Origin of the sequence: Brevibacterium sp. GP-SGM9 (genome assembly GCF_047300845.1) — a bacterium.
Classification (GTDB): Bacteria; Actinomycetota; Actinomycetes; order Actinomycetales; family Brevibacteriaceae; genus Brevibacterium.
Genome location: NZ_CP178563.1, coordinates 3,521,087 through 3,543,207 on the forward strand (window position 1 = coordinate 3,521,087; position 22,121 = coordinate 3,543,207).

Annotated in this window: 17 protein-coding genes; 13 read left to right on the plus strand and 4 right to left on the minus strand. The window is 66.6% G+C overall.

Annotated features, from left to right (window positions below):
* Window positions 1–171: 171 nt before the first annotated feature.
* Window positions 172–1,503 (minus strand): acyltransferase family protein, encoded by a 1,332-nt coding sequence (locus tag ACH82I_RS15750; protein ID WP_413333972.1) that lies wholly within the window; start codon window positions 1,501–1,503, stop codon window positions 172–174.
* Window positions 1,504–1,511: 8 nt separating this feature from the next.
* Window positions 1,512–2,549, minus strand: coding sequence for a type I pantothenate kinase (gene coaA, locus ACH82I_RS15755; protein WP_413333973.1), 1,038 nt, complete (start codon window positions 2,547–2,549; stop codon window positions 1,512–1,514).
* Window positions 2,550–2,825: 276 nt separating this feature from the next.
* Between coaA and glmS the strand changes: the two genes are divergently transcribed.
* The 8 genes from glmS (at window position 2,826) to ACH82I_RS15795 (ending at window position 11,277) form a co-directional block, all read left to right on the plus strand.
* Window positions 2,826–4,700, plus strand: coding sequence for a glutamine--fructose-6-phosphate transaminase (isomerizing) (glmS, locus tag ACH82I_RS15760; protein WP_413333975.1), 1,875 nt, complete (start codon window positions 2,826–2,828; stop codon window positions 4,698–4,700).
* An 8-nt stretch (window positions 4,701–4,708) separates the two neighbouring features.
* Window positions 4,709–5,149 (plus strand): holo-ACP synthase, encoded by a 441-nt coding sequence (locus ACH82I_RS15765; RefSeq protein ID WP_413333977.1) that lies wholly within the window; start codon window positions 4,709–4,711, stop codon window positions 5,147–5,149.
* A gap of 82 nt (window positions 5,150–5,231) precedes the next feature.
* A complete protein-coding gene (locus ACH82I_RS15770) occupies window positions 5,232–6,503 on the plus strand; it encodes a M20 metallopeptidase family protein (RefSeq protein ID WP_413333979.1) in 1,272 nt (423 codons plus the stop codon).
* Between the two features lie 51 nt (window positions 6,504–6,554).
* Entirely contained in the window at window positions 6,555–8,198 is a 1,644-nt protein-coding gene (locus ACH82I_RS15775) for a bifunctional ADP-dependent NAD(P)H-hydrate dehydratase/NAD(P)H-hydrate epimerase (protein WP_413333981.1), read from the plus strand.
* Window positions 8,195–9,412, plus strand: a complete 1,218-nt coding sequence (gene alr, locus ACH82I_RS15780) for an alanine racemase (protein ID WP_413333983.1) — start codon at window positions 8,195–8,197, stop codon at window positions 9,410–9,412. Before ACH82I_RS15775 ends, alr begins: the two co-directional genes overlap by 4 nt.
* Window positions 9,409–10,068, plus strand: a complete 660-nt coding sequence (gene tsaE, locus ACH82I_RS15785; protein ID WP_413333985.1) for a tRNA (adenosine(37)-N6)-threonylcarbamoyltransferase complex ATPase subunit type 1 TsaE — start codon at window positions 9,409–9,411, stop codon at window positions 10,066–10,068. The genes alr and tsaE overlap by 4 nt, the downstream gene beginning before the upstream one ends.
* Window positions 10,065–10,793, plus strand: a complete 729-nt coding sequence (gene tsaB, locus ACH82I_RS15790) for a tRNA (adenosine(37)-N6)-threonylcarbamoyltransferase complex dimerization subunit type 1 TsaB (RefSeq protein ID WP_413333987.1) — start codon at window positions 10,065–10,067, stop codon at window positions 10,791–10,793. The genes tsaE and tsaB overlap by 4 nt, the downstream gene beginning before the upstream one ends.
* Window positions 10,794–10,806: 13 nt before the next feature.
* Window positions 10,807–11,277, plus strand: coding sequence for a GNAT family N-acetyltransferase (locus ACH82I_RS15795; RefSeq protein ID WP_413333989.1), 471 nt, complete (start codon window positions 10,807–10,809; stop codon window positions 11,275–11,277).
* A gap of 191 nt (window positions 11,278–11,468) precedes the next feature.
* Here the strand turns inward: ACH82I_RS15795 and ACH82I_RS15800 are convergent, their stop codons facing one another.
* Window positions 11,469–12,107: a heme oxygenase (biliverdin-producing) gene (locus ACH82I_RS15800; RefSeq protein ID WP_413333991.1), complete on the minus strand. Its 639-nt coding sequence runs from the start codon at window positions 12,105–12,107 to the stop codon at window positions 11,469–11,471.
* Between the two features lie 139 nt (window positions 12,108–12,246).
* Window positions 12,247–14,670 carry an LPXTG cell wall anchor domain-containing protein gene (locus ACH82I_RS15805; protein WP_413333992.1) on the minus strand — a complete coding sequence of 808 codons (2,424 nt, stop codon included), beginning with the start codon at window positions 14,668–14,670 and terminating at the stop codon, window positions 12,247–12,249.
* A gap of 211 nt (window positions 14,671–14,881) precedes the next feature.
* Here ACH82I_RS15805 and ACH82I_RS15810 point away from each other — a divergent pair, with 211 nt between their 5' ends.
* The 5 genes from ACH82I_RS15810 to ACH82I_RS15830 are packed head-to-tail and all read left to right on the plus strand — an operon-like array spanning window position 14,882 to window position 22,051.
* A complete protein-coding gene (locus tag ACH82I_RS15810; RefSeq protein ID WP_413333994.1) occupies window positions 14,882–16,144 on the plus strand; it encodes a heme/hemin ABC transporter substrate-binding protein in 1,263 nt (420 codons plus the stop codon).
* Entirely contained in the window at window positions 16,141–17,337 is a 1,197-nt protein-coding gene (locus tag ACH82I_RS15815; protein WP_413333996.1) for a FecCD family ABC transporter permease, read from the plus strand. The genes ACH82I_RS15810 and ACH82I_RS15815 overlap by 4 nt, the downstream gene beginning before the upstream one ends.
* Complete coding sequence (locus tag ACH82I_RS15820; RefSeq protein ID WP_413333998.1) at window positions 17,334–18,179, plus strand: heme ABC transporter ATP-binding protein; 846 nt, start codon at window positions 17,334–17,336, stop codon at window positions 18,177–18,179. Before ACH82I_RS15815 ends, ACH82I_RS15820 begins: the two co-directional genes overlap by 4 nt.
* 3 nt (window positions 18,180–18,182) lie before the next feature.
* Window positions 18,183–19,694 (plus strand): hypothetical protein, encoded by a 1,512-nt coding sequence (locus tag ACH82I_RS15825; RefSeq protein WP_413333999.1) that lies wholly within the window; start codon window positions 18,183–18,185, stop codon window positions 19,692–19,694.
* A 47-nt stretch (window positions 19,695–19,741) separates the two neighbouring features.
* Entirely contained in the window at window positions 19,742–22,051 is a 2,310-nt protein-coding gene (locus ACH82I_RS15830) for a hypothetical protein (protein WP_413334000.1), read from the plus strand.
* The last annotated feature ends 70 nt before the right edge of the window (window positions 22,052–22,121 follow it).

Consider the following 22,121-nt stretch of genomic DNA (forward strand, 5'->3'; position numbering starts at 1 on the left):
TGCCCCGAGGATGCTCGATCAACGCGAAAGCGGAACATCAACGCCGCGGCGACTTCCCTCGGCCGTCATGCAACGCGAAGCTCGAAACAGTCGTCACCAGTGACGACTGTTTCGAGCGCGGAGTTGATGGAGCGCGGAGTTGATGGAGCTCAGCCCATCGCCGAGCTCAGCTCAGCTCATCGCCGAACCAGACCCGGAAGCCGCCTTGCGCCGAGGCGGTCGGACTACTCCGAAGACGAGCATTCCGATCAGGGGCAGCAGGGGCCAGATCCAGGTGACGCCGTTCGCGCCGACCATGCCGACATCGGCCATCACGGCCAGGCCCGCGCAGATCGTCGCCGAGGCCGCGATCGGCATCCACACCGGCGGTGCCGCTCGGTCATCGGCAGCGGGGGACTCGAACCGCCCGAAGATGAGCACGAGCACCCCGGTGATCGCCAGCAGCACGAGCGCCCACAGCGGCCGGGTCAGCCACCACACTCCGCTCAGCGGAGTCGGCAGGAGCGCATCGGCTCCGAGACCGATGAGCACATGGGCGAGCAGGGTCAGGGCGGTGAGATGCCAGAGGAACCAGGTCATGATCCGCTGGTTGACCATGACGGTGAGCAGCCACAGGGCGGGCCATCGCAGCAGCCGGGCGAGCGGCCGCTGCAGCATGAGCACGATGCCGGCCTGCGCCATCCCGAGGAACGCCATGGTCACCCGGGTCGGACTCGAGTTCGAGATCGCATCCGTGCCCGCGGTGATCATCGACACCGGATAGGGTCCGAAGCCGACGAGCAGCCCCAGCCCGAGCGCCCCGATGGCGAAGAGCAGCAGGCAGCGTCGCAGACTCGTCAGGCGTCCGTCGAGCCAGGCATAGCCGAACTGGTGGAAGCTCGCCCACACGAGCAGGTAGTTCGGATAGCCCAAAAGCGGACTCTCGGTGAGAATGCTCAGAGCATCGATGGCACCGGCCACTCCGATGCCGACCACGATCGACCACCAGCCCCACTTCTCCCACAGCACCAGGCAGCCGGGAGCGACGATGACGACGAGCAGATAGGCGGCGAGGAACCAGGTCGGGACCAGGGCCATCTGCGTGGCGAGCTGCACCGCGGACGGCGCGGCACCGGCGGCCAGGGCGATGACGCAGGTGACCAGCCAGGTCAGAAGCAGCGGGATGAGCGGCAGACCCAGCCGACGCAGACGCGTGCGCAGCCACTGAGCATAGCCGAGCTGCTTGCGCCTGGCCGAGCGCCACGACAGGGCGTTGGAGTAGCCGCCGACGAGGAAGAAGATCGGCATCACCTGGAACACCCAGGTCAGCGGGTGCGTCCACCGGGCCTCATCGAGGAGCCCGTGCGGTTCGATGCCGCCGGCGGCGCTGACGGCGATGATCGTCCAATGTCCGAGCACGACGACGGTGATCGCGGCGGCTCGGAGGAAGTCGACCTCACGGCTGCGGGATTCGGGTGTGGCCTCATCGACCTTGCGGGCCTGGGCGAGGAAGGACTGGGGCATCGGCAGGCTCACAGCTTCCGCAGCTGGACCTTGCGGATCGTGTGATCCGCGGACTTGTGGAGCACGAGGTCCGCACGGCCGCGGCTGGGCTGGACGTTCTCCCGCAGGTTCGGGAAGTTGATCGAGTCCCAGATCTCCGTGGACAGGGTCACCGCCTCCTCGTCGCTGAGCTTCGAATACCGGTGGAAGTAGGAGTCGGGGTCCTGGAAGGCCCCTTCCTTGAGTTTGAGGAACCGGGAGATGTACCACTCGCGGATGTCCTTCGACCTCGCATCGACATAGACGGAGAAGTCGAAGTAGTCGCTGATCGACAGCCCCAGGGTGCCATCGCTGCGCGGTCGGGCGGGCTGGAGGACGTTGAGCCCTTCGACGATGAGGACATCGGGGGACCGGACGACCACCTCGGCGCCGGGGACGATGTCATAGGTGTGGTGGGAGTACACGGGGGCGCGCACCTCGGGGGCGCCGGCCTTGATCGCGGAGATGAACTTCAGCAGCTTCCGCCGGTCGTAGGATTCGGGGAATCCCTTCCGCCCGACGAGGCGGCGCCGTTCGAGTTCGGCATTGGGGTAGAGGAAGCCGTCGGTGGTGATCAGCTCGACTCGCGGGGTGTCGGGCCAGCGGGCGAGGAGCTCGCGGAGCACGCGCGCGGTCGTCGATTTGCCCACGGCCACGGACCCGGCCACACCGATGACGAAGGGCGTGCGCTTGGCCTCCTGCGGTTCGAGCCCGCGTTCGTGGAGGGGGGAGAAGAACTCCCGGGTCAGGTCGTGCTTGGCCCGGCGGGCGGAGACGTAGAGGTTGAGCAGGCGGGACAGGGGCAGGTACACCTGGGCCACCTCGTCGAGGTTGATCCGGTCACCGAGACCGCGCAGACGCTCGATGTCGCGCTGCTTCAGCGGCAGGGGAGTGGCCTGGGCGAGCGTCCCCCAGACCTCGCGATCGAACTCCCAGAACGGGGAGGTCGGTTCGGACTCGCTGCGACGTCCGGTGTTGAGCCCGGCGAGGCGTCGCGCACGATCAAGTTGGGGGTCGACATGACTCATGGGCTCAATTGTGTCATGCGTCATGGTCTCGGATTCGCCGAGGTGGGGCCGGGCAGTGCACGGATGTCGAGTCGGCGACCCGTCGAGGTGGCATCGACGTCTCACCGGGACGGGCCAAGGCAAACCGCCGAGGTCCTCTCGACCCGCCGAGGTGGTGCCCCGGGCGCGTACGGGTGGGCCCGCGGGCGCGCGCTCGCGCGTGGCTTCGGTCACGGTGGGACTACCGCGGTCGTGGCGATGCGGTCGGAATTGACTCGATTGCGTAGAATTCGACTCATGTGTGGAATCGTTGGCTATGTATCCAAGGCACCCGTCTCCGGTGCCGATCACACGGCGCTCGACGTCGTGCTCGGCGGGCTCAAGAGGCTCGAATATCGCGGCTATGACTCGGCCGGGGTCGCGCTCGTCACCGATGACGGTGAACTCGCCTCGGCGAAGAAGGCCGGAAAGTTCTCGGCCCTGACCGAGGAGATCGAGGCGAACCCGCTGCCCGCCGCGCAGACCGGCATCGGCCACACCCGGTGGGCCACCCACGGCGGACCCACCGACGTCAATGCGCACCCACACCTGGCCGATGGCGGCAAGCTGGCGCTGATCCACAACGGCATCATCGAGAACTTCGCGCACCTGAAGAAGGACCTCGTCGCCGAGGGCGTCGAATTCCTCTCCGAAACCGACACCGAGGTTGCCGCCGCCCAGCTGGCCAAGAACTACCGCGCCACCGGTGACCTGACCGCGGCGATGCGCGCCACCGCCGCTCAGCTCGAAGGCGCCTTCACCCTGCTCGCTGTCCACGCCGACGCTCCCGGGCAGGTGGTGGCCGCACGCCGCAACTCCCCGCTGGTCATCGGCCTCGGCGAGGGCGAGAACTTCCTCGGCTCCGACGTCGCCGCCTTCATCGACTACACCCGCACCGCTGTCGAGATCGGTCAGGACGAAGTCGTCACCATCACCCCCGATTCCGTGGTCATCACGGATCTCGAGGGCACTGAGGTCGAGGGCGAGAGGTTCGAGGTCGACTGGGACACCGCCGCCGCGGAGAAGGGCGGCTTCGCCTCCTTCATGGACAAGGAGATCCACGACCAGCCGCAGGCCGTCGCCGACACCCTGCTCGGCCGCCTCGACACCGAGGGCCGACTGACACTGGACGAGATGCACATCGACGAGGCCGTGCTCAAGTCCATCGACAAGATCGTCGTCATCGCCTGCGGCACCGCCGCCTACGCCGGTCAGGTCGCGAAGTACGCGATCGAGCACTGGTGCCGGATCCCCACCGAGGTCGAACTCGCCCACGAATTCCGCTACCGCGACCCGGTCGTGACCGAGAAGACCCTCGTCGTCGCGATCTCCCAGTCGGGGGAGACCATGGACACGATCATGGCCGTGCGTCACGCCCGCCAGCAGGGGGCGAAGGTCATCGCCATCTGCAACACCTTCGGCTCGACGATTCCCCGCGAATCCGATGCCGCCCTCTACACCCACGCCGGTCCGGAGATCGCCGTGGCCTCGACCAAGGCGTTCCTGTCCCAGGTCGTCGCCTGCTATCTCCTCGGGCTCTACCTCGCGCAGCTGCGCGGGAACAAGTTCCGTGACGAGATCGGCGTGATCCTCTCCGAGCTCCAGTCGATTCCGGAGAAGGTCCAGCGCGTCCTCGACGAGGGCAAGGAGCAGGTCCTGGCTCTGGCCCGCCGCAGCCAGGACGTCGACTCGGTGCTGTTCCTCGGCCGCCACGTCGGCTACCCGGTGGCGATGGAGGGTGCCCTCAAGCTCAAGGAGCTCGCCTACATCCACGCCGAGGGCTTCGCCGCCGGTGAGCTCAAGCACGGTCCGATCGCGCTCATCGACGACGGTCAGCTCGTCATCATCGTCGTGCCCTCCAAGCGCGGCCGCGATTCCCTACACGCCAAGGTCATCTCCAACATCCAGGAGGTCCGGGCCCGCGGTGCGAACACCGTGGTCATCGCCGAGGAGGGGGATGAGGAAGTCCGCGAGTTCGCCTCGGAGGTCATCTACGTTCCCGAGACCACGACGCTCATGGCGCCGCTGCTGACGACGGTTCCGCTGCAGATCTTCGCCATGGAACTCGCCACGGCCAAAGGCCTCGACGTCGACCAGCCGCGCAATCTCGCGAAGTCCGTCACCGTCGAGTAGGGGTCGCGATGGCCATTCTGGGGATCGGCACCGACATCGCCGATGTGCCGCGTTTCGCCGAGCACATCGAGCGGGTGCCGGAACTCCTCGACCGTCTGCTCACCCCTGCCGAGCAGCTCAAACGCAACGGGAAGCGCCGTACGGATGCCTCCTTGGCGGCGCGGTTCTCCGCGAAGGAGGCGCTGAAGAAGGCGATCGACTTCCCCGGCTGGCTGCCCTGGCAGTCCGCCGAGGTGGTTCCCGCCCGATCCGGTGCGCCGAGCTTCCGGCTGCGCGGGCTCGTGCTCGAGCACTTCCACCGCATCGGGGCGACGAACATCCACCTCTCGATCACCCACGATGCGAACCTGACGATGACCTTCGTCATCGTCGAAGGCGAAGGTCCGTCGCTGAGCCCCAGCGTCGAGGGCGATACGGAGCACTTCGGGCACACGCTCTACCCGAGGTGAGAGCCGAACTCAGGGCACCGCGGGAGGTCCCGGTGTCCGGACCCGGGCCCCACCTCGGCGAGGTCGGTCTTAGACTCGGACCATGAGCTCTCTTTCCACCACCGACACGACCACCGCCACATCGCCGGACATCCACCTGCCCACCGCCGAGGACGCCGCGGACATCGCCCCCGGACTGGTCACCCTGCGCCGGGGCCTGCATGAGAACGTCGAGGTCGGCCTCGACCTGCCGGCCACGCAGAAGCTCGTGTATGATGCGATCGAAGGCCTGGACATCGAAGTGACGAAGGGCAACGGACTCTCCTCTCTCACCGTCGTCCTCCGCGGGGGCGCTCGGACACTGGATTCGACCGGAGTCGTGCCCGCCGTGCTGCTGCGCGGGGACATGGACGGACTGCCCGTCACCGAGGCGACCGGCTTCGACTTCGCGGCCACCTCTGGGCGGATGCACGCCTGCGGCCACGACCTGCACACGGCCGGTCTGGTCGGAGCGCTCAAGCTCCTCCACCGTGACCGGGACTCCCTGCCCGGGGACGTCGTGTTCATGTTCCAGCCCGGCGAAGAAGGCTACGACGGGGCCGGGAAGATGATCGCCGAGGGCGTCCTCGACGCCGCCGGACCCCGGGTCAAGGCCGCCTACGGCCTCCACGTCTCCGCCGACCAGGACCTCGGCGTGGCCACCAGCCGCCGGGGCTCCTATATGGCCGCCTTCGCCAAGATGACCATCAGCGTCCGCGGCAAGGGCACTCACGCCTCCCGCCCGGCCACCGGACGGGACCCGATCCAGGTCGGTGCCATGCTCGTCGGGCAGCTGCAGGAGTACGTGACCAGGCGCTTCGACATCTTCGACCCGCTGGTCATCACCGTCGGCCAATTCAACGGCGGCACCGCCCCGAACGTCATCCCCGACTTCGCCGAGCTGGTCGTCTCGGTCCGCACCTTCTCCGAGACCGTCACCGCCCGCGCCGAGGCGGAACTGCCGCAGCTGGTCACCGAACTCGTCGCCGCGCACGGGCTCGACGCCGAGGTCGACTATGAGGCCATCCTGCCGCCGACGATCAACGACGACGCCGAGGCGGACTTCTTCCTCGACACCTTCGCCGAGCTCTTCGGTCCCGAACGTGCACAGGTGCGACCCAACCCGCTGCCCGGTTCCGAAGACTTCTCCCGCGTCCTTAACGAGGTGCCAGGCGCCTACGGCCACTTCGGTGTGGCCCTGCCCAATCTGCCCGTCGAAGAACGCGAAGCCAACCATTCCCCGCGCGCCCGCCACAGCGACGAAGGCCTGGCCGACCACGCCCTGTTCCTCGCTCACCTGGCCGGACGCAAGCTCGCACAGCTGGCCGAACAGTAGGCCGGCAGGGTTGAGCCGGTGTGAGTGACGAGCAGTGAGAAGGACCAGCCGATGACAGTATTCGCCTACCCCAGCGCCATCATCCGTGATGCCGAAGGCCCCCTCCTGGAGCAGGGCATCCCGCTCATGGCCCGCGCGGCTCGAGCGCTCGCGAACGTCTGTCTCGAGCAGCTTCGCGACAGGCGCGGGCTCATCGCCGGGGCCAGGGTGTGCGTGCTCGCCGGTCCCGGCAACAACGCCGGGGACGCTCTCTTCGCGGCCGCCGCGCTGCGTCGACGCGGGGTGCGGGTCACCGTCATCACCCTGTTCGACCGCACCCACGTCGACGGGCTGGCCGCGGCACGCCGAGCCGGCGCCGAGGTGATCGACCACACCGCGGATACCCCTTCCGCCAGTGCCGAGATCCTCCGCGAACTGGCTCGTGCCGATCTCGTCCTCGACGGGATTCTGGGCACCGGAGGTCGGCGCGGACTGCCCGACGACCTCGCCGAGCTGATCCGCGAATGGCGTGAGGCCGAGACAGAGTCGGCGTCCCAGCCCGGGGCCGACACCGGGTCGGAGGCCGAGACCGGTGCCCAGACCCGGGCCGAATCCCGGCCCCTCGTCATCTCCGTCGACACCCCCTCCGATCTCGACCCGGAACCCGAAGGAGCGGACCGGCGAATCCACGCCGATCACACCGTGACCTTCGGCGGCCTCAAGGCCGAACTCATCGATCCGCGGGTCGCCGAGTTCACCGGTTCGATCCATGTCATCGACATCGGCCTCGACCTCGACCCGGACCTCGCCGCCGCGGAGTTGCTCGACGTCGCTGATCTCCGGGCCGAATATCCCCGCCCTGAGCAGGACGGATACAAATACTCCCGCGGTGTCGCCGGGGTCCTCGCCGGCTCCGAGGACTACCCCGGGGCGGGGGTGCTCACGACCACCTCGGCGGTGAATTGCGGGGTCGGGATGGTCCGATACCTCGGTTCCGAACTGGTCGCGGAGCCGATCATCGGCATCCACGCCGAGGTGGTCAACGCCTCGGGTCGGGTCGACTCGATCGTCATGGGACCGGGCGACCCGGAATCCGAATACGTCCAAGCCGCCGTCGATGCCCTGGCGGAGACGACGATCCCGGTCGTCCTCGACGCCGGAGCCCTCGACATGATCGCCCGCGTCGAATCCATGCAGGGCACCTGGCTGGCGGGGCGCCCGGTCCTCCTCACCCCGCACGCCGGCGAGCTGGCCAGACTGCTCAGCCGCCTCCTCGGCGAGATCATCACCTCGACCCGAATCACCGCCGATCCTGTCGGCTGGGCACGCGAGGCGGCTCGGGTGACCGGAATGATCGTGCTCCTCAAGGGCCACCGTACGGTCATCGCCGCCCCCGACGGCTACTGCGTCCTCCCCGCACCTGGTCCGGCGAGCCTCGCCACCGCCGGGTCCGGGGATGTGCTCGCCGGCATCCTTGGGGGACTCGCGGCCGTCATCGGTGCGCAGGGACGGCAGTCCGCCGACGAACAGGTCCTCTCGGCCAGGGACTGGGCGCACATCGCGGGACTCGGCGTGCTCATCCACAACTCCGCTGGACGCCGGGCGATCAACGCCGGGCAGCTCGCCGATGCCGTCGCCGAGGTGGTCGCCGAGCTCATCCACGGAGGTGACCGGCGCGACCGGCCGGGACCCGCGGACGGTATTCTGGACCGGTGACATCTACCCAGACACCCGCGGCGCTCGTCCGTGCCGAGATCGACGTGGTCGCGCTGCAGGCCAATGCCGCACTGCTTGCCGAACGTCTCGCGCCGGCCCGCCTCAAATGCGTGGTCAAAGCCAACGCCTACGGACACGGCGTCGACATCATCGCCCCCGCGCTCTTCGCCGCCGGCCACCGCGAGTTCTGCGTGGCCACCATCGCCGAAGCCCTCGAGCTGCGGGAGATCCTCGGGGCCGAGGCGACCATCCTCGCTTGGCTCTACGGGCCCACCACCGCCCTCGACGCGGCTCTGCTGGCCGGTATCGAGCTGGGCGTCTCGACGATCGACGCCCTCGACCGGCTGCAGGCCGCGGCCGAACGCACCGGCACCACGGCCCGCATCCACTTCAAGATCGACACCGGACTGGGGCGCAACGGCCTCATTCCCACCGATTTCGCTCTCGCTCTCACCCGCTTGCAGGCGCTGGCGGACGAGACCAGGGACGTGAACCCGCCGCCCCTGACCGTCGTGGGCATCATGAGCCATTTCGCCGTCGCCGATGAACCCGAACGCCCGGAGACCGCCGCCCAGACTGCGGTCTTCGACACCGCCCACCGGGAGCTCACCGCCGTTCTCGACGGTGCGGAGGGTCGCCTCGGGGCGTCTTCTGGGCTCGATGTGCACATCGCGAACTCACCGGCGGCCCTGACCTTGGGGCCCTGCCCCGGGACTTCGGCCAGGGTGGGGCTCTCGCTGTACGGTCTCTCGCCTCTCGACGATGGGGATGCTGAGGCGCTCGGTCTCCGGCCGGTCATGCGGCTGGTCTCCTCCGTCATCAATCTCAAAGACATCCCTCCAGGTCACGGGGCCTCTTACGGGCTGACGTTCACCGCCGAGGCGGACACCCGGTTCGCGCTCGTGCCCGGGGGATACGGTGACGGCATTCCCCGTTCGGCCTCGAACCGCGCCGAGGTGGCCATCCGCGGCCGCAGGCATCCCGTCGTCGGTCGGGTGGCCATGGACCAGATGATCGTCGACATCGGAGGCGCCGAGGCGGCGATCGGCGATGAAGTCGTGATCTTCGGCCCCGACGGTCCCAGCGCCGCCGAATGGGGCGCGTGGGCGGACACCATCAACTACGAGATCGTCACTCGCATCAGCGCTCGGGTCGACCGGGTCGAAGCTGGACAAGTCGAGGTCGGTCGCGTCGGGGACGAGGTCGGCCGATGAGACTCCACGTCGGATCCCTGCGACAGATGCGCACCTTCGCCGAGGCGCTCGCCGGGCATCTGCAGGCCGGTGACCTGCTCATCCTCACCGGCAACCTCGGTGCCGGGAAGACGACGTTCACCCAGTCGTTGGGTCGGGCATTGGGCGTCGCCGGGCGGATCACCTCGCCGACATTCATCATCGCCCGGGAGCATCCCTCTCTCAGCGGTGGACCGGCGCTCGTCCATGTCGACGCCTACCGGCTCTCCGATGCGGAGGAGCTCGGCGATCTCGATCTCGATTCGGAGCTCGAGGAGTCGATCACCGTCGTCGAATGGGGTGCCGGTCTCGCCGAACAGCTGAGCACGGACTATCTGCAGCTGACGATCACTCCGGCCTGGGCGGAGGGCGCGGTGGACTTCGCTGATGCCTCGAATCACGTGGACGATCGGGAACTTGAGGACGATGCAGACCTCGATGGCGATGCAGACCTCGCGGACGATCCGGAACTTGACGACGAACGGCGGAGCATCGACATCCTCGGTCACGGCTCCGGTTGGGACGAAAGACTGGCCCGACTGGGTGCGAGTCTCGCGGAGCTCTTCGAGCTCGAGGCGAACGCCGACCGGACCGGCGGCACCGACACTGGCCCAGACACTGACAAGGACAGAGCATGATCATCCTCGGCATCGATACTTCGCAGTCGGCTTCAGTGGCCCTCGTAGACTCCGCATCGGGTGATGTGCTCGCCGCCGAGCACGCCGATGATCAGCGCCGACACCTCGAGTTCATCGGTCCTGCATTGGCATCCGTGCTCTCCGCAGGCCCGAGTCCCGAACTCGTCGTCACCGGAATCGGTCCCGGCCCCTTCACCGGCCTGCGCGTCGGCATCGCCGCGGGCATCGCTGTCGGGCAGGCTCGCCGGATCCCGGTGTCCGGTCTCCTCTCTCAGGCCGCGATCGCCGAGGAGTTGCGGCGGAGGGAGACCGCGGAAGCCGCCGATCAGAGCGTCGCAGTCCGGAACGCGGCCCCGGCACGACCGGTGCTCATCGCCTCCGACGCCAGGCGCAAAGAGGTCTACTTCAGTGTCTACGAGGTCTCCGATGCATCCCTGGTCGCGGGCCCCTTCGTCGCCAAACCCGCCGAGGTCGCCGCGGTGCTCGCCGACCACGGATACTCACCGACCACCATCACCGATCGCTTCGGGCGGGGCATTCTGCTCTATCCGGACGAGCTCGGCACCGGAACTGAGCAGGCGATTCTCGACCCCCGAGCCGAACATCTCGCCTTCGCGGCTGCCCGAGAGCTCGCGGCCGGGCGTGAACTGCCCGACCCGGTCCCCGAATACCTGCGTGAGCCCGATGCGAAGGCGAGCCCGACCCGGCAGAGCTCGCTGAGATGAACCGGAAGCGCTCATGAACACGACCATGACGATCGACGAACTCCACTGGTGGGATCTGACGGAGATCGCCGAGCACGACGCACGGATCTTCGGCCCCACCGCCTGGACCCTCGGCTATTACTGGGCGGTCATGGCGCAGAACGGAACGGCCATGTTCAAGGCCGGAACCACCTCGGCGGGTTCAGGCTCGACGGCAGATGTGGCCCTGGCCGGGTGGGTCGTGATGTCGTGCGCCGGGGGAGAGGCCGACCTGATGACGATCGCCACCACCGAGGCAGCGCGGGGGCAGGGCATCGGCCGCGCCCTCCTGGACACCGGCCTCGACTGGGCGAGGATCCAGGGCGCCGAGGTGGTCCACCTCGAGGTCGACGAACGCAACGCATCCGCCAGGGCGCTCTACACCTCGCACGGTTTCGAAGAGTGGGGGAGACGTCCCGACTACTATCCGGGTGCCGATGCCGTGCTCATGAGGGCGCGGCTGTAGCCGAGGATCGCGCGCACACAGACGAAGACGCAGGAACGGAAGACAGAGAAGCGGAAGACAGCGAAGCGGCCGAGATGCATGAAGCATCTCGGCCGCTGAAGTTCTCTTCGCCGGCGCTGCGGGTCGGGCTGCGCCGAGGGTCAGAGGTCGCTGCGGATCAGGCGTCAGGGACGGCTGAGCGACGGAGCCAGTCAGGCGACGGTTGCCGTTGGCCGTTCCGTGGTCGCGGTCAGCTCGGCGAGGAGTTCGCCGTTGAGCTTGAACGCGGTCATCGTCTCGTCGATGACGATCTGCTCGTCACCGCCGGTGCCGGCGATCTCATTGAGTCGGAGACGGTAGTCGTCCTTGTACGGCTTGGTCTTGCCGATCTCGGTGAAGTCCCAGATGGTCAGGGCCGAAGCGGGCAGACCGTAGTGGCGACCCATGAGGGCACCGATGGCCTGACCGCCGGAGAGATCCCCGAGGTAGCGGGTGTAATGGTGGGCGATGACCTGTTCGGGCCGTGTGAGGCCGGACAAATGCGCCGCATAGGCCTCGGCGCTGCGGGTCACGGGCAGGGCGCCGCCGCCGAGCTCGCGCAGATCGGCGAGAATGCGGTCGTAACGGCACAGGCCCGCATTGTGGAAGGGCACGAAGATCGGATCGGTAGCGAATTCGCGCGACTTCTGCTCGAGAGCGTCGTAGATGACCTCGTACTGCTTGAGCAGAAGCGCATAGGCGTCAGCATTCAGCCGACCTTCCATGAGGTCGACCATGAAATTGGTGTGCTCAACCTCGTCGTGGATCGTGGCGGTGCTGCTCTTGAGGCGAGCGGAGAATGGTTCAGTCATGATGTTTCCTCGTTGAGGGATCGGCGATCCGAATCTCGGTTCGCGAAATGATGGCTGATGTGGGTCCGTCCCGGTGCGGTGCCGAGGCACCGCACCGGGACGGACCCTGACTCACTACATTACTCGTTGCGAGTCCAGTTTAGCGCTTGCGCATCCGGGCGAACATGACCGACGCTGCACCCAGCAAGATCAGACCCGCTGCGATCGGCAGGGTGATCAGGTCGGTTCCGGTGCGGGGGAGGTTCCCGCCGCCGGAGCCGCCGCTGGACGAACCGCCGGAGCCGCTCGAGGATGAGGCCTCGGCGCCCGAACCGGCACCGTTGTCGGAACCGGAGGCGTCAGCCTCGGCGCCGTTGTCGGATCCTGAAGCATCAGCCTCGGCGCCGTCCTCGGATCCGTCAGTTGCACCGGCGGAGTCAGAGCCGCCTTCTGCACCGTCGGACGAGCCGTTGGCGTCGTCATCGGCGGCCTCATCCTCGTTCACCGTGACGGTGAACTCGGCGGGGTCCGAAGGAACCCCCTCGACCGTGGCAATGGCCGAGTAGGCGTAGGTGCCCTTGGCGCTCGGAGCCTTGGTCGAGAAGTTGCCCTCATCATCGGCGGTCACCGTGACATTGTCCTCAGCCGGGACACTGTCATCAGCCTCAGCCGAGGCTGCGAACGTGCTGAGCTGAGTACCGGCGTTTTCGTCGGTTTCATTCTCGACGACCGGAGTCCAGGCCAGATTCACCTCGGAGTTCGGGGTGGCCTTGCCCTTGACGAGGCGGTCCGCGCCGACGGTCTGGTCAGCGACCTCAGGAGCGGCGGGCCGCTCCTCGTCACCATCGGACGAACCGTCGGGGTCGTCACCGTCGGCTGCGCCTTCGGAGTCGGACTCGCCGCCGTCGGCAGCGCCCTTGTCGTCGGCCTCGGCGGCATCCGCCGCGCCCTTGTCATCAGCTTCGCCTTCGGCGGCGTCGGCTGCGCCCTTGTCGTCGGCCTCGGCAGCATCCGCCGCGCCCTTGTCGTCAGCTTCGCCTTCAGCAGCGTCGGTCGCGCCCTTGTTGTCGGCTTCACCTTCGCTGGCATCGGCTGCACCGGTTTCGTCAGCTTCGGCGCCATCGGCTTCGCCTTCAGCGGCGTCAGCTGCGCCCTTGTCGTCAGCTTCACCTTCGGCGGCATCGGCTGCGCCGTCGGCCTCAGCCTCGGCCTCAGCTTCGTCCTCGTCGCTCGGGAAGAGCGCTTCCTTCTGCTCGTCCGTGAGCTCGATGCTCTCGCGGTAGAGCTCGGCGTCTCCCGTGGCGAAACCATGGGCGACCCAGGTGAGGACGTCGTATTCCTTGTCCTCGGCGAGGTCGGCGGTCTTCGCGTTCACGTCGACGTTGAGCTTGCCGTCCTGGATGTCGGCGGTCTTGACGTACTGGGCGGCTGCCGCATTGCCTGCGGTGACATCCTTGCTCTCCAGATCACTATCGACGATCGCCGCATAGGCGCCGGCGGCCGGGGATCCGAGGCTGGAGTTTGGCAGGTTATTGTATCCGTCTCCGGTGACATTGACGGTCAGACCGTCCTCGGCAGAGGCGGACTTCACCGAATGAGTGGTGGAGACGTTCGGCTCGGGAGCCTGCGCGGTGTAGCCGACGGTGACCGGGTTGGCCTTCTTCCGCGGCTGGATCGAGGTGCTCGCACCCGCGGTCGTGTACCAGTACGAGTCCTGACCGGTGGCGACGTTGAAGTCGATCCAGTCCTGAGGCATGGCGCCCCACCACGACTGGTTCTCGTCGGTCTTCGGAGCCTGTGGGTTGCGGCCTGCGGTGTCGGTCTCCACGCCGAGGAAGTCGGGAGTGAACTCGAATCCTTCGTCGGTGACGTCGACCGATCCCTGCTGGATCTGAACGATTTCACCGTCGACCGGATCGAGCTTGTTCCACTTGCTCAGGTCGTCCATGTCCGTGCCGTAGCCGGAGTAGGTGCCGGTGATGGTGCCCTTGCCGTCCTTGACCTCGAGCTTCGGATCGGAGATCGTCCAGTAGGTCATGCCGCCGTAGTAGGCGAAGCTCCACGAACCTTCCCACTGGATCGAGGCATTGTCGCTGTCGGCATCGATCGTGCCGGTGCCGTTGGCGATCTCGACGTGGTCGCCGGTGTGGTTGTTCTCAGCCTCGGCGTTGGTCTTGTTGTTGACCAGAGTGCCGTCGCCGGTCTTGCACCGGTCGTCGAAGTTCGACAGCTTGCCGCTGGACTTCTTGACCGTGGTGTTGCCGACGGCGAAGTTCTTGTCGTCATCGACCTGGTACACGCTGCCCGCATCGTTCGCAGTCCAGATGCGTGCCATGCCCGTGTCTCCGGCATCACCGGCGACGAGGAAGTTGCACCCACCGAAGTAGGCACCGCCGGTGGATTCGTCGTTGACCGACCAGCTGAACACAGCGTCGTCGACGGTCTTGTCGACTGCGCCGAATGCCGGGGCCGTCATGCCCATCGCCAGCAGACCGGTGGTTGCCGCAACAGCGGCCCCAGCCGCCAGCGGCGATGTGAAGCGCCGTGCTCGGGAAGCACTCGCGCGCGCACTCCTGTGCGTCATAGATTCTCCTCATTTTTTGCGTGTTACACGGCCATGAGCGCGTGTGCCCAGGCGTCGGAATCGATCCTGGATTCGTCATCAGCAGAAGTTGTGGATTCGCTGAACAGTAAATAGACTACACAGGCATAACCTAAAAAGCCAAGGCAAGCCTCAGTTATGAATGGGTAGCCTTGCCTTAAACAAATGACTTTCTAAGATTCTCGAGTAACTCATGCCGAAGTGGAAGATGCGGAAGACGGTGCGCAGCCGTTCCTTCCGCAGAACCGCCTGGATCTCAGGCGGTCTGGTACTGGCGGTCCTGCTGTGGAACAACGGGATCCACAACATCGGATCGATCAACGCCCAAGGTGAGGCCGACTGCCAACAGCCGCCTGCGCGGTCGACGCCGAATATGCCCGACGTCCCCGACGTCGATTCATCGAAATTACAGGATCCGACCGAGATCAAGGGGCAGACCACGGCCTACACCCCGGCCGGAGAGATTCCGTCGGTCTCCGACACCGCGGCGCACGAAGCGAATCTGCCGGTCACCGTCAAGAGCAACGACGGGCCCGAGCAGACCGTGGAGAAGACCGACCGCATCCTCGCGATGAACCAGAACGGCGGAATCGCCGCCGCTGTGGTCGGCCTCGGCCTCGGCTGCAACCTCGTCGGCCGCGACATCGCCACCGACTTCACCCAGCTCGTCCCCGGCGCCGAACAGCTTCCGCTGGTCACACAGGGCGGTCATGAGATCAACGCCGAGGCGGTGCTTGCGCTCTCGCCCGATGTGATCCTCACCGACACGACGATCGGCCCCTACGACGCTCAGCTGCAGCTGCGCAATGCCGGAATCCCCGTGATCTTCATCTCTTCGTCCTATTCCGAGGGAGTCCGCTCGGCCGGCCCGCAGATCCGAGAGGTCGGCGATGCCCTCGGCGTCCCCGATCTCGGCAACAAGCTCGCCGAGCGCACCGTGATGGAGATCGATGAGACGAAGAAGGCCGTGGAGAAGCTGGCCCCGGAGGACCCGTCGGACCGACCGCGCACTGTGTTCCTCTACCTGCGGGGCAGCATCTACTACTGGTTCGGCGTCGGCTCGGGAGCTGACTCGCTCATCCAATCCGTCTCCGGCCGCGACGTCGCCGCCGAAGTCGGATTCGAAGGCATGTCCCCGACGAACTCCGAAGCCCTGATCAAGGCCGCACCCGACGTCATCATCGTGATGACGCTCGGACTCGCCTCGGTGGGCGGAATCGACAAGGCCCTCGAACTGCCCGGCATCAAACAGACTCCGGCGGGCAAGAACCGACGGCTCGTCGACATGAGCGACTACGAAGTGATGAGCTTCGGACCCCGTTCGGCCCAGGTGCTCGCGGCACTGGGCACCGCGATCTACGCACCCGAGCTCGCTTACCATCCGGACCATCCTCCGGCATCCATCGACAAGCGTCTGAAAGAGATCAATGAAGAACTGGAAGAGGACGAGGCATGAGTGAGTCCACCGAAACCCGGGACCTGCCTCTGCGCCGCTCCGGGCGACACCTCGACCAGACTTCGGGCGGCGACCGACGTTCCCCGGCAGACCCGACAGCGCAGCTCGATGCCGCACCGGATGCCCGCGACCTCGACCTCGGGCAGATCCGAGGCCGACGCACCGCACGGGCGGGAACCCTGTTCCTCGTCCTGTTCATCGCACTCATCGCGGCCTGCGTGCTCTCGGCGGCGATCGGCCAGCTCTTCATCCCTCCGCAGGAGGTGATCGGCTCCCTCCTGAACAAGGTCGGCATCGACTGGCTGCCCGGTCCGAGTCATGACTTCGGCGAAGAGGCTCTCTGGCAGGTCCGCTTCCCCCGAGTGATCATGACCATCCTCGTCGGGGCCGCTCTGGCGGTGGCCGGGTCGATGATGCAGGGCGTCTTCGGCAACCCCCTGGCCGAGCCCGGCGTCGTCGGAGTCTCCTCCGGCGCCGCAGTCGGTGCCAGCGCCTCGATCCTCTTCGGCTGGTCCTTCCTCGGCGCCTTCACCACCCCGGCCTTCGCCTTCGCCAGCGGTCTGATTACGACGTTCATCGTCTACACGGTCTCTCGTTCGCAGGGGCGCACCGAGGTGATCACCCTCGTGCTCACCGGTGTCGCCGTCAATGCCATCGCCGGAGCGGCGATCGCCTACATCACCTTCGCCGCCCCCACCTCGGCGCGGGAGCAGATCGTGTTCTGGCAGATGGGCAGCTTCAACGGCAGCCTGTGGTCCCAGGTCGGACTCATCCTGCCGCTCATCGTCTTCGGCATCATCATCGCCCAGACCCTGGCCCCGGGCCTCGACATCCTCTCCCTCGGTGAGAAGAGCGCCCGTCACGTCGGCATCAACGTCGAACGGCTGCGGATCATCGTCATGGCCGTCGTCGCCCTGCTAGTCTCCGCCGCGGTCGCGTTCTGCGGGATCATCGCCTTCGTCGGTCTCGTCGTCCCGCACATCATCCGCATGATCATCGGCCCGGGCCACCGACTCCTGCTGCCCGCCAGCGTGCTCGGCGGTGCGGTGCTGCTGGCGATCGCGGACCTCGCGGCAAGGACCCTCGTCGAATTCGCCGACCTGCCCATCGGCATGCTCACCTCCCTGGTGGGCGGGCCGTTCTTCTTCTACCTGATCAGACGCAGCCGCAAAGAATCCGGAGGTTGGGCATGAGCGTCATCTCTCTCACCCGTTCACAGGCCCGCCGACCGAACTATCCCGTTCCGGGCCAGGCCATCATCTCCGTGCGCGGAGCCGCGGTCAGCTTCGGTGACAGGCAGATCCTCAAGGGAATCGACCTCGACATCAACTGCGGTGAGGTCCTCGCCGTCGTCGGTCCCAACGGCGCCGGCAAATCGACTCTGGTCAACGTCGTCACCGCCGATGTCGAACTCGATGCGGGCAAGGTCTTCATCGACGACGAGGTGGAGTACTCCTGGTCGACTCGGGAGCTGGCGATGCGTCGGGCCGTCCTGCTCCAGGACATCGGACTGGCCTTCCCCTTCACCGTCCTCGAGGTCGTCGAGATGGGCCGCTCCCCGTGGGCGGGCATGCGCGAATCCCAGCACGATGACCTCATCGTCTCCGGAGCCATGTCCCGCACCGAGACGGTGCAGTTCGCGGCCCGGAAGTTCACCTCTCTGTCCGGCGGTGAGAAGGCCCGCGTGGCTCTGGCCCGTGTGCTTGCTCAGGCGACCCCGGCGCTGCTGCTCGACGAACCGACAGCGCCGATGGACATCCGCCATCAGGAGCTCGTCCTCCAGCAGGCCCGCGACTACGCCGCGACCGGCGGAGCGGTGGTCATCATCGTCCACAACCTCGACCTCGCCGGAGCCTACGCCGACCGGATCGCCATGGTCTCCCAAGGATCGATCATCGCCCAGGGCCCACCCACCGAGGTGCTCACCGCCGACCTCATCAGCGAGGTCTACGACTACCCCGTGACAATCGTTGCCGACCCGAACACCGGAGCACCGCTGGTCGTGCCCGTGCGAGCCGGTCGAAAGGACAGCTGACCCATGCTCAACACTGTGCTCAGACGCAGCACCGCAATCACACGCAGCAGCGCACCCAAGCGCAGCACCGCACCCATCCCGACGACCACCTCGGCGCCGGTGAAGCGGATCCTCGCGCTCATCACGATCACCGGACTGATCGCCGCGGTCCTCGGGCTGACCACGACGATGCTCAACCCGGCCCCCGCCGAGGCGGCCCCCAAGGTGTCCGTGTCCGGCACCGCCAAGGCCGACGGGGAGTCATCCCTCGACCTCTCGGGCTCGGGATTCCAGTCCGTCGAGGGCGGATTCGGCGGGATCTACGTCCTCTTCGGCTGGGTCGACGACACCTCCGGCGGTTGGCGTCCGAGCAAGGGCGGGGCGACCGGCACGAACTACCGCTACGTCTACGACGACGAGACCAAGCCGGCGGGATATCAGCTCTTCGTCACCTTCCCTGGATCGTCGACGGCATATGCGGCCAACGGCGGCGAGATCGCGTCGAACGGCACCTGGAGCGGAACGATCAAAGTCCCCGGTGAGAAGTTCACGACCTACGACCGTGCCCAGAACGAGACCGAGGTCGACTGCGCCGAGGTGCAGTGCGGGATCATCACGATCGGCGCCCACGGCGTGGTCAACGCCAACAACGAATCCTTCACCCCCGTCGACTTCTCGAACTCAGGTGCCGCCTCGGGCGGAGACGCCGAGAAGGAGGAGAAGTCCGCGGGGGATGACGAGAAGAAGGACGAAGCCGCGACCGAGGACGACACCGACGCCGAGGCGGCTCCTGCGGCCTCGAGCGGCGGATCGGGGGGTGCGCAGACCGAGAACACCGGGGCCGCTCCGGCCGTTGCGCCGGTGGCCAGCGAACCGCCGATCAGCGATTCGTGGCTGATCTTCTTCGCCGTCCTCGCTGGTGTCCTCGTGCTTGGGTCGATCATCGCCATCGGGCTGGGCTTCGGCATCGGCTGCTATCTTGCTGCCAAAAGTCTGCTGCTCGGAGTCAGTCCGGCCGCGATGGAGAAGGAACGCGACCGGCGGGAGAAGAAGCGGATCAGAACCAAGCACAAGCTGCAGAAGCGCCGGATCAAGATGCAGCGGCGGAAGCAGCTGCAGCTGGCCAAGCTCGAACGCAGCTCCGAGAAGGCCGTGGCACAGACCAGCCACCAGGGCGCGGATGCCGGCAACGGCAAACTGCCGCCGCAGGTCATCGCTTTCTTCGAGGACGAGAACAGGGCGCCGGGGCAGGGTTCGAGCTCGGCCCAGCGCAATGCGGATGTCGACCAGCGCAACGTGGAAGTCGGCCGGCGCGAGGCGGACTATCCGCCGACGCCGAGAGTGTTCACCGGCGGGTCGGCAGCGGACAACGGCGGATCGGCCCAAGGCGGCAGGTCTGGCGGCGGTCCGGATCCCGAGCAGCGGAAAGACACTCGCGTGCTCACCCGTGTGCCCGCGGACAGTGCCGAGCGCTCTGATGCCGCTGCGCCCTCGGACGACCCGCTGACGACGAGCTTCCCGACGACGAAACCATGACACGGCCACGGACCGTCCCGCGGGACGAGAACGGATCACGATCGACGATGAACACTGTACTCTCCTCCCTTGTGCGGAGGTCCCTCGTGCGCTCGGCCGCCGGAGTGGCGGCGCTCGGGCTGCTCGGCTTCGGCCTCACTGCCCCCGTGCAGGCGATGACCGCGCCGTATTCGACGCCGCAGAACACTACGACGACAGACCCCGCCGATGATCCGGGCGAGGATGCCAGCGGTTCCCGCGACATCGACGATGCCGTCTTCGAATGGTCGGTCAACGACGAGTCGACCGGCGGCTCCTACTTCGGCGGCTGCAACTTCCTTGCCGCCGGTGAGGCCGGGGACACGGGAATGGCTCGGATCTGGACGAAGGACGACGCGGGAAAGCAGTTCAAGACAGACGAGTCCGGAAACTTCACCGAGGGAAATGTCTCGATCGTTAAGGAGAATGACCAGTACTCGACTTTCGCCACTCGCTGCGCCACAGCGGACGGCAATTCGGTGAACAACAAGACCAACGCCGAGACGGCGAACAACCACACCGGTGACCACGTTCGGATCGACAACGGTGCAGGAAAGGTCGACCCAGAGACGAATTCCGTAACGATCCAGTGGGAGGGTTCGTGGACCTTCGCCTACTACGGCGGAATGACCTACTGGACCATCACCAATCCGAAGCTAGAGGTCAAGGACGGCAAGGGCGTCATCACCGGCACCTATTCCGGCTACGGCACGGACATGGACGATATGAGCAAATGGGAGGCGCTCAAACCCGTCGACGGCAACATTGTCGAGATCCAGAAGGGATCGGTCAACGTCACCGAGAAGGGCTTCACATTCCTCCCCGACTATCTCGGTGTCGCAACCGACACAGCTGGCCGCAATCCTCAGGACAAGAAGACCGCAGAGAACGAATCCTGGTGGGGCGCCATGCCTCAGGACTGGATCGACTTCAACGTCAGGACCGGTCAGGACTCCTATTGGTACACCACGGCCGGTGCGAAGACCTCGATCCAGCCCCGGAAGACGGCCAATGAGCTCACTGTCACGTACGCCGAACCAGTCGACAAGCCCGACGACGGCGACCACACGGAGCCGCCCGGACCCGCCCCGAAGGAACCCGATGATCCGGGAGATGACGACGGCAAGGACGACGACAAGAAGAATGCCGGCGGCGATGGAACTGCGACTCTGTACTGGTCGCTCAACCAGGAAGCCAACGGCGGTGCCTTCTACGGGGGGTGCAACTTCCTCTCGGCCGGCAAGTCGAAGAACTCGGGCAGCGCACGCGTCTGGCCTTCCGGGGGCGGCGGATTCTACAAGTCGAATTCCGGCAACGTGACGATCCAGAAGCCCGAAGGGTCGACCTTCAAGGAAGCCTCCTGGGACTCCAGGTGCCTCGACGCGACGGGCGAAACAGTCTCGACCTCCCGCAAGGGTTCGTGGACGCAGTCCCGGGTGGCCATCAAGGACGGCGAAGTCAGTGAGACCGACTCCGGGGTCACCGTGCAGTGGAAGGGCAGCTTCACCGTCGCCTTCTACGGCGGCATGACCTACTGGTCGGCCACCGACCCCAAGCTCGAGGTCGACTCGAATGGCAAGAGCACTCTCGTCGCCGATCTCAGCGGCTACGGAGCCGACATGTTCGACTCCTCGAAGTGGATCACGCTCGAACCCGAATCGATCACGATGGCGAACTTCAAGAACATCGACATCGACGCCCTCCTCGATGCCGGGCACATCACGGCCACGCCCGACTACCTCGGCGTGAAGTACGACAACAAGGGCAAGGAAGGATCGTCGGGCAGTTCGGTCGGCGGTGCCGATGAGAACGCCTCGGCGCAGGCGGAGAAGAACGGTGAGAACGCCGACATCTGGGGTGCGTTCCCGCAGAGCTTCGTCGACTTCCAGCACAAGACCGGCCAGTACTCGTACTGGTTCACCTCGGGTGGAGTGCGTGACCCCTACAAGCCGGCCGAACCGATGACCATCTCGCTCGGAGACTACGAACCGGGAGCCGGAGACTACAAGGCGGCGGCCGGCAGCGGAACGCCTGGGCAAGGTGCCGGCGGTTCCGGTGGAGGCCAGTCCGGAGCCGGCCAGGGAAGTGGAACCGGAGCCGGCGGCTCCAGCGGCGGGTCCGGGAGATCTGCTGACAAGGCCGATGCGAAGAAGGATTCGGAAGTCGATGACGAGACTGTCTTCGCCCAGGAAGCCGAAGAAGCACGCGCGGCATCCGAGGTTCCCGTGCGCGCCTGGATCGCCATGGGCACCGGTCTCGCAGTGGCCGTCGTCGCCGGGTTCGGAATCCGTTCGGGAATCCGCCGCAGCATCGGACTCGACCCCACCGACTTGAGCTGAGCGGACTCTCAGCAACGGCGGAGATGGGCTCGGATCACGGTTGTTCGCACCGTGATCCGAGCCCATCGAC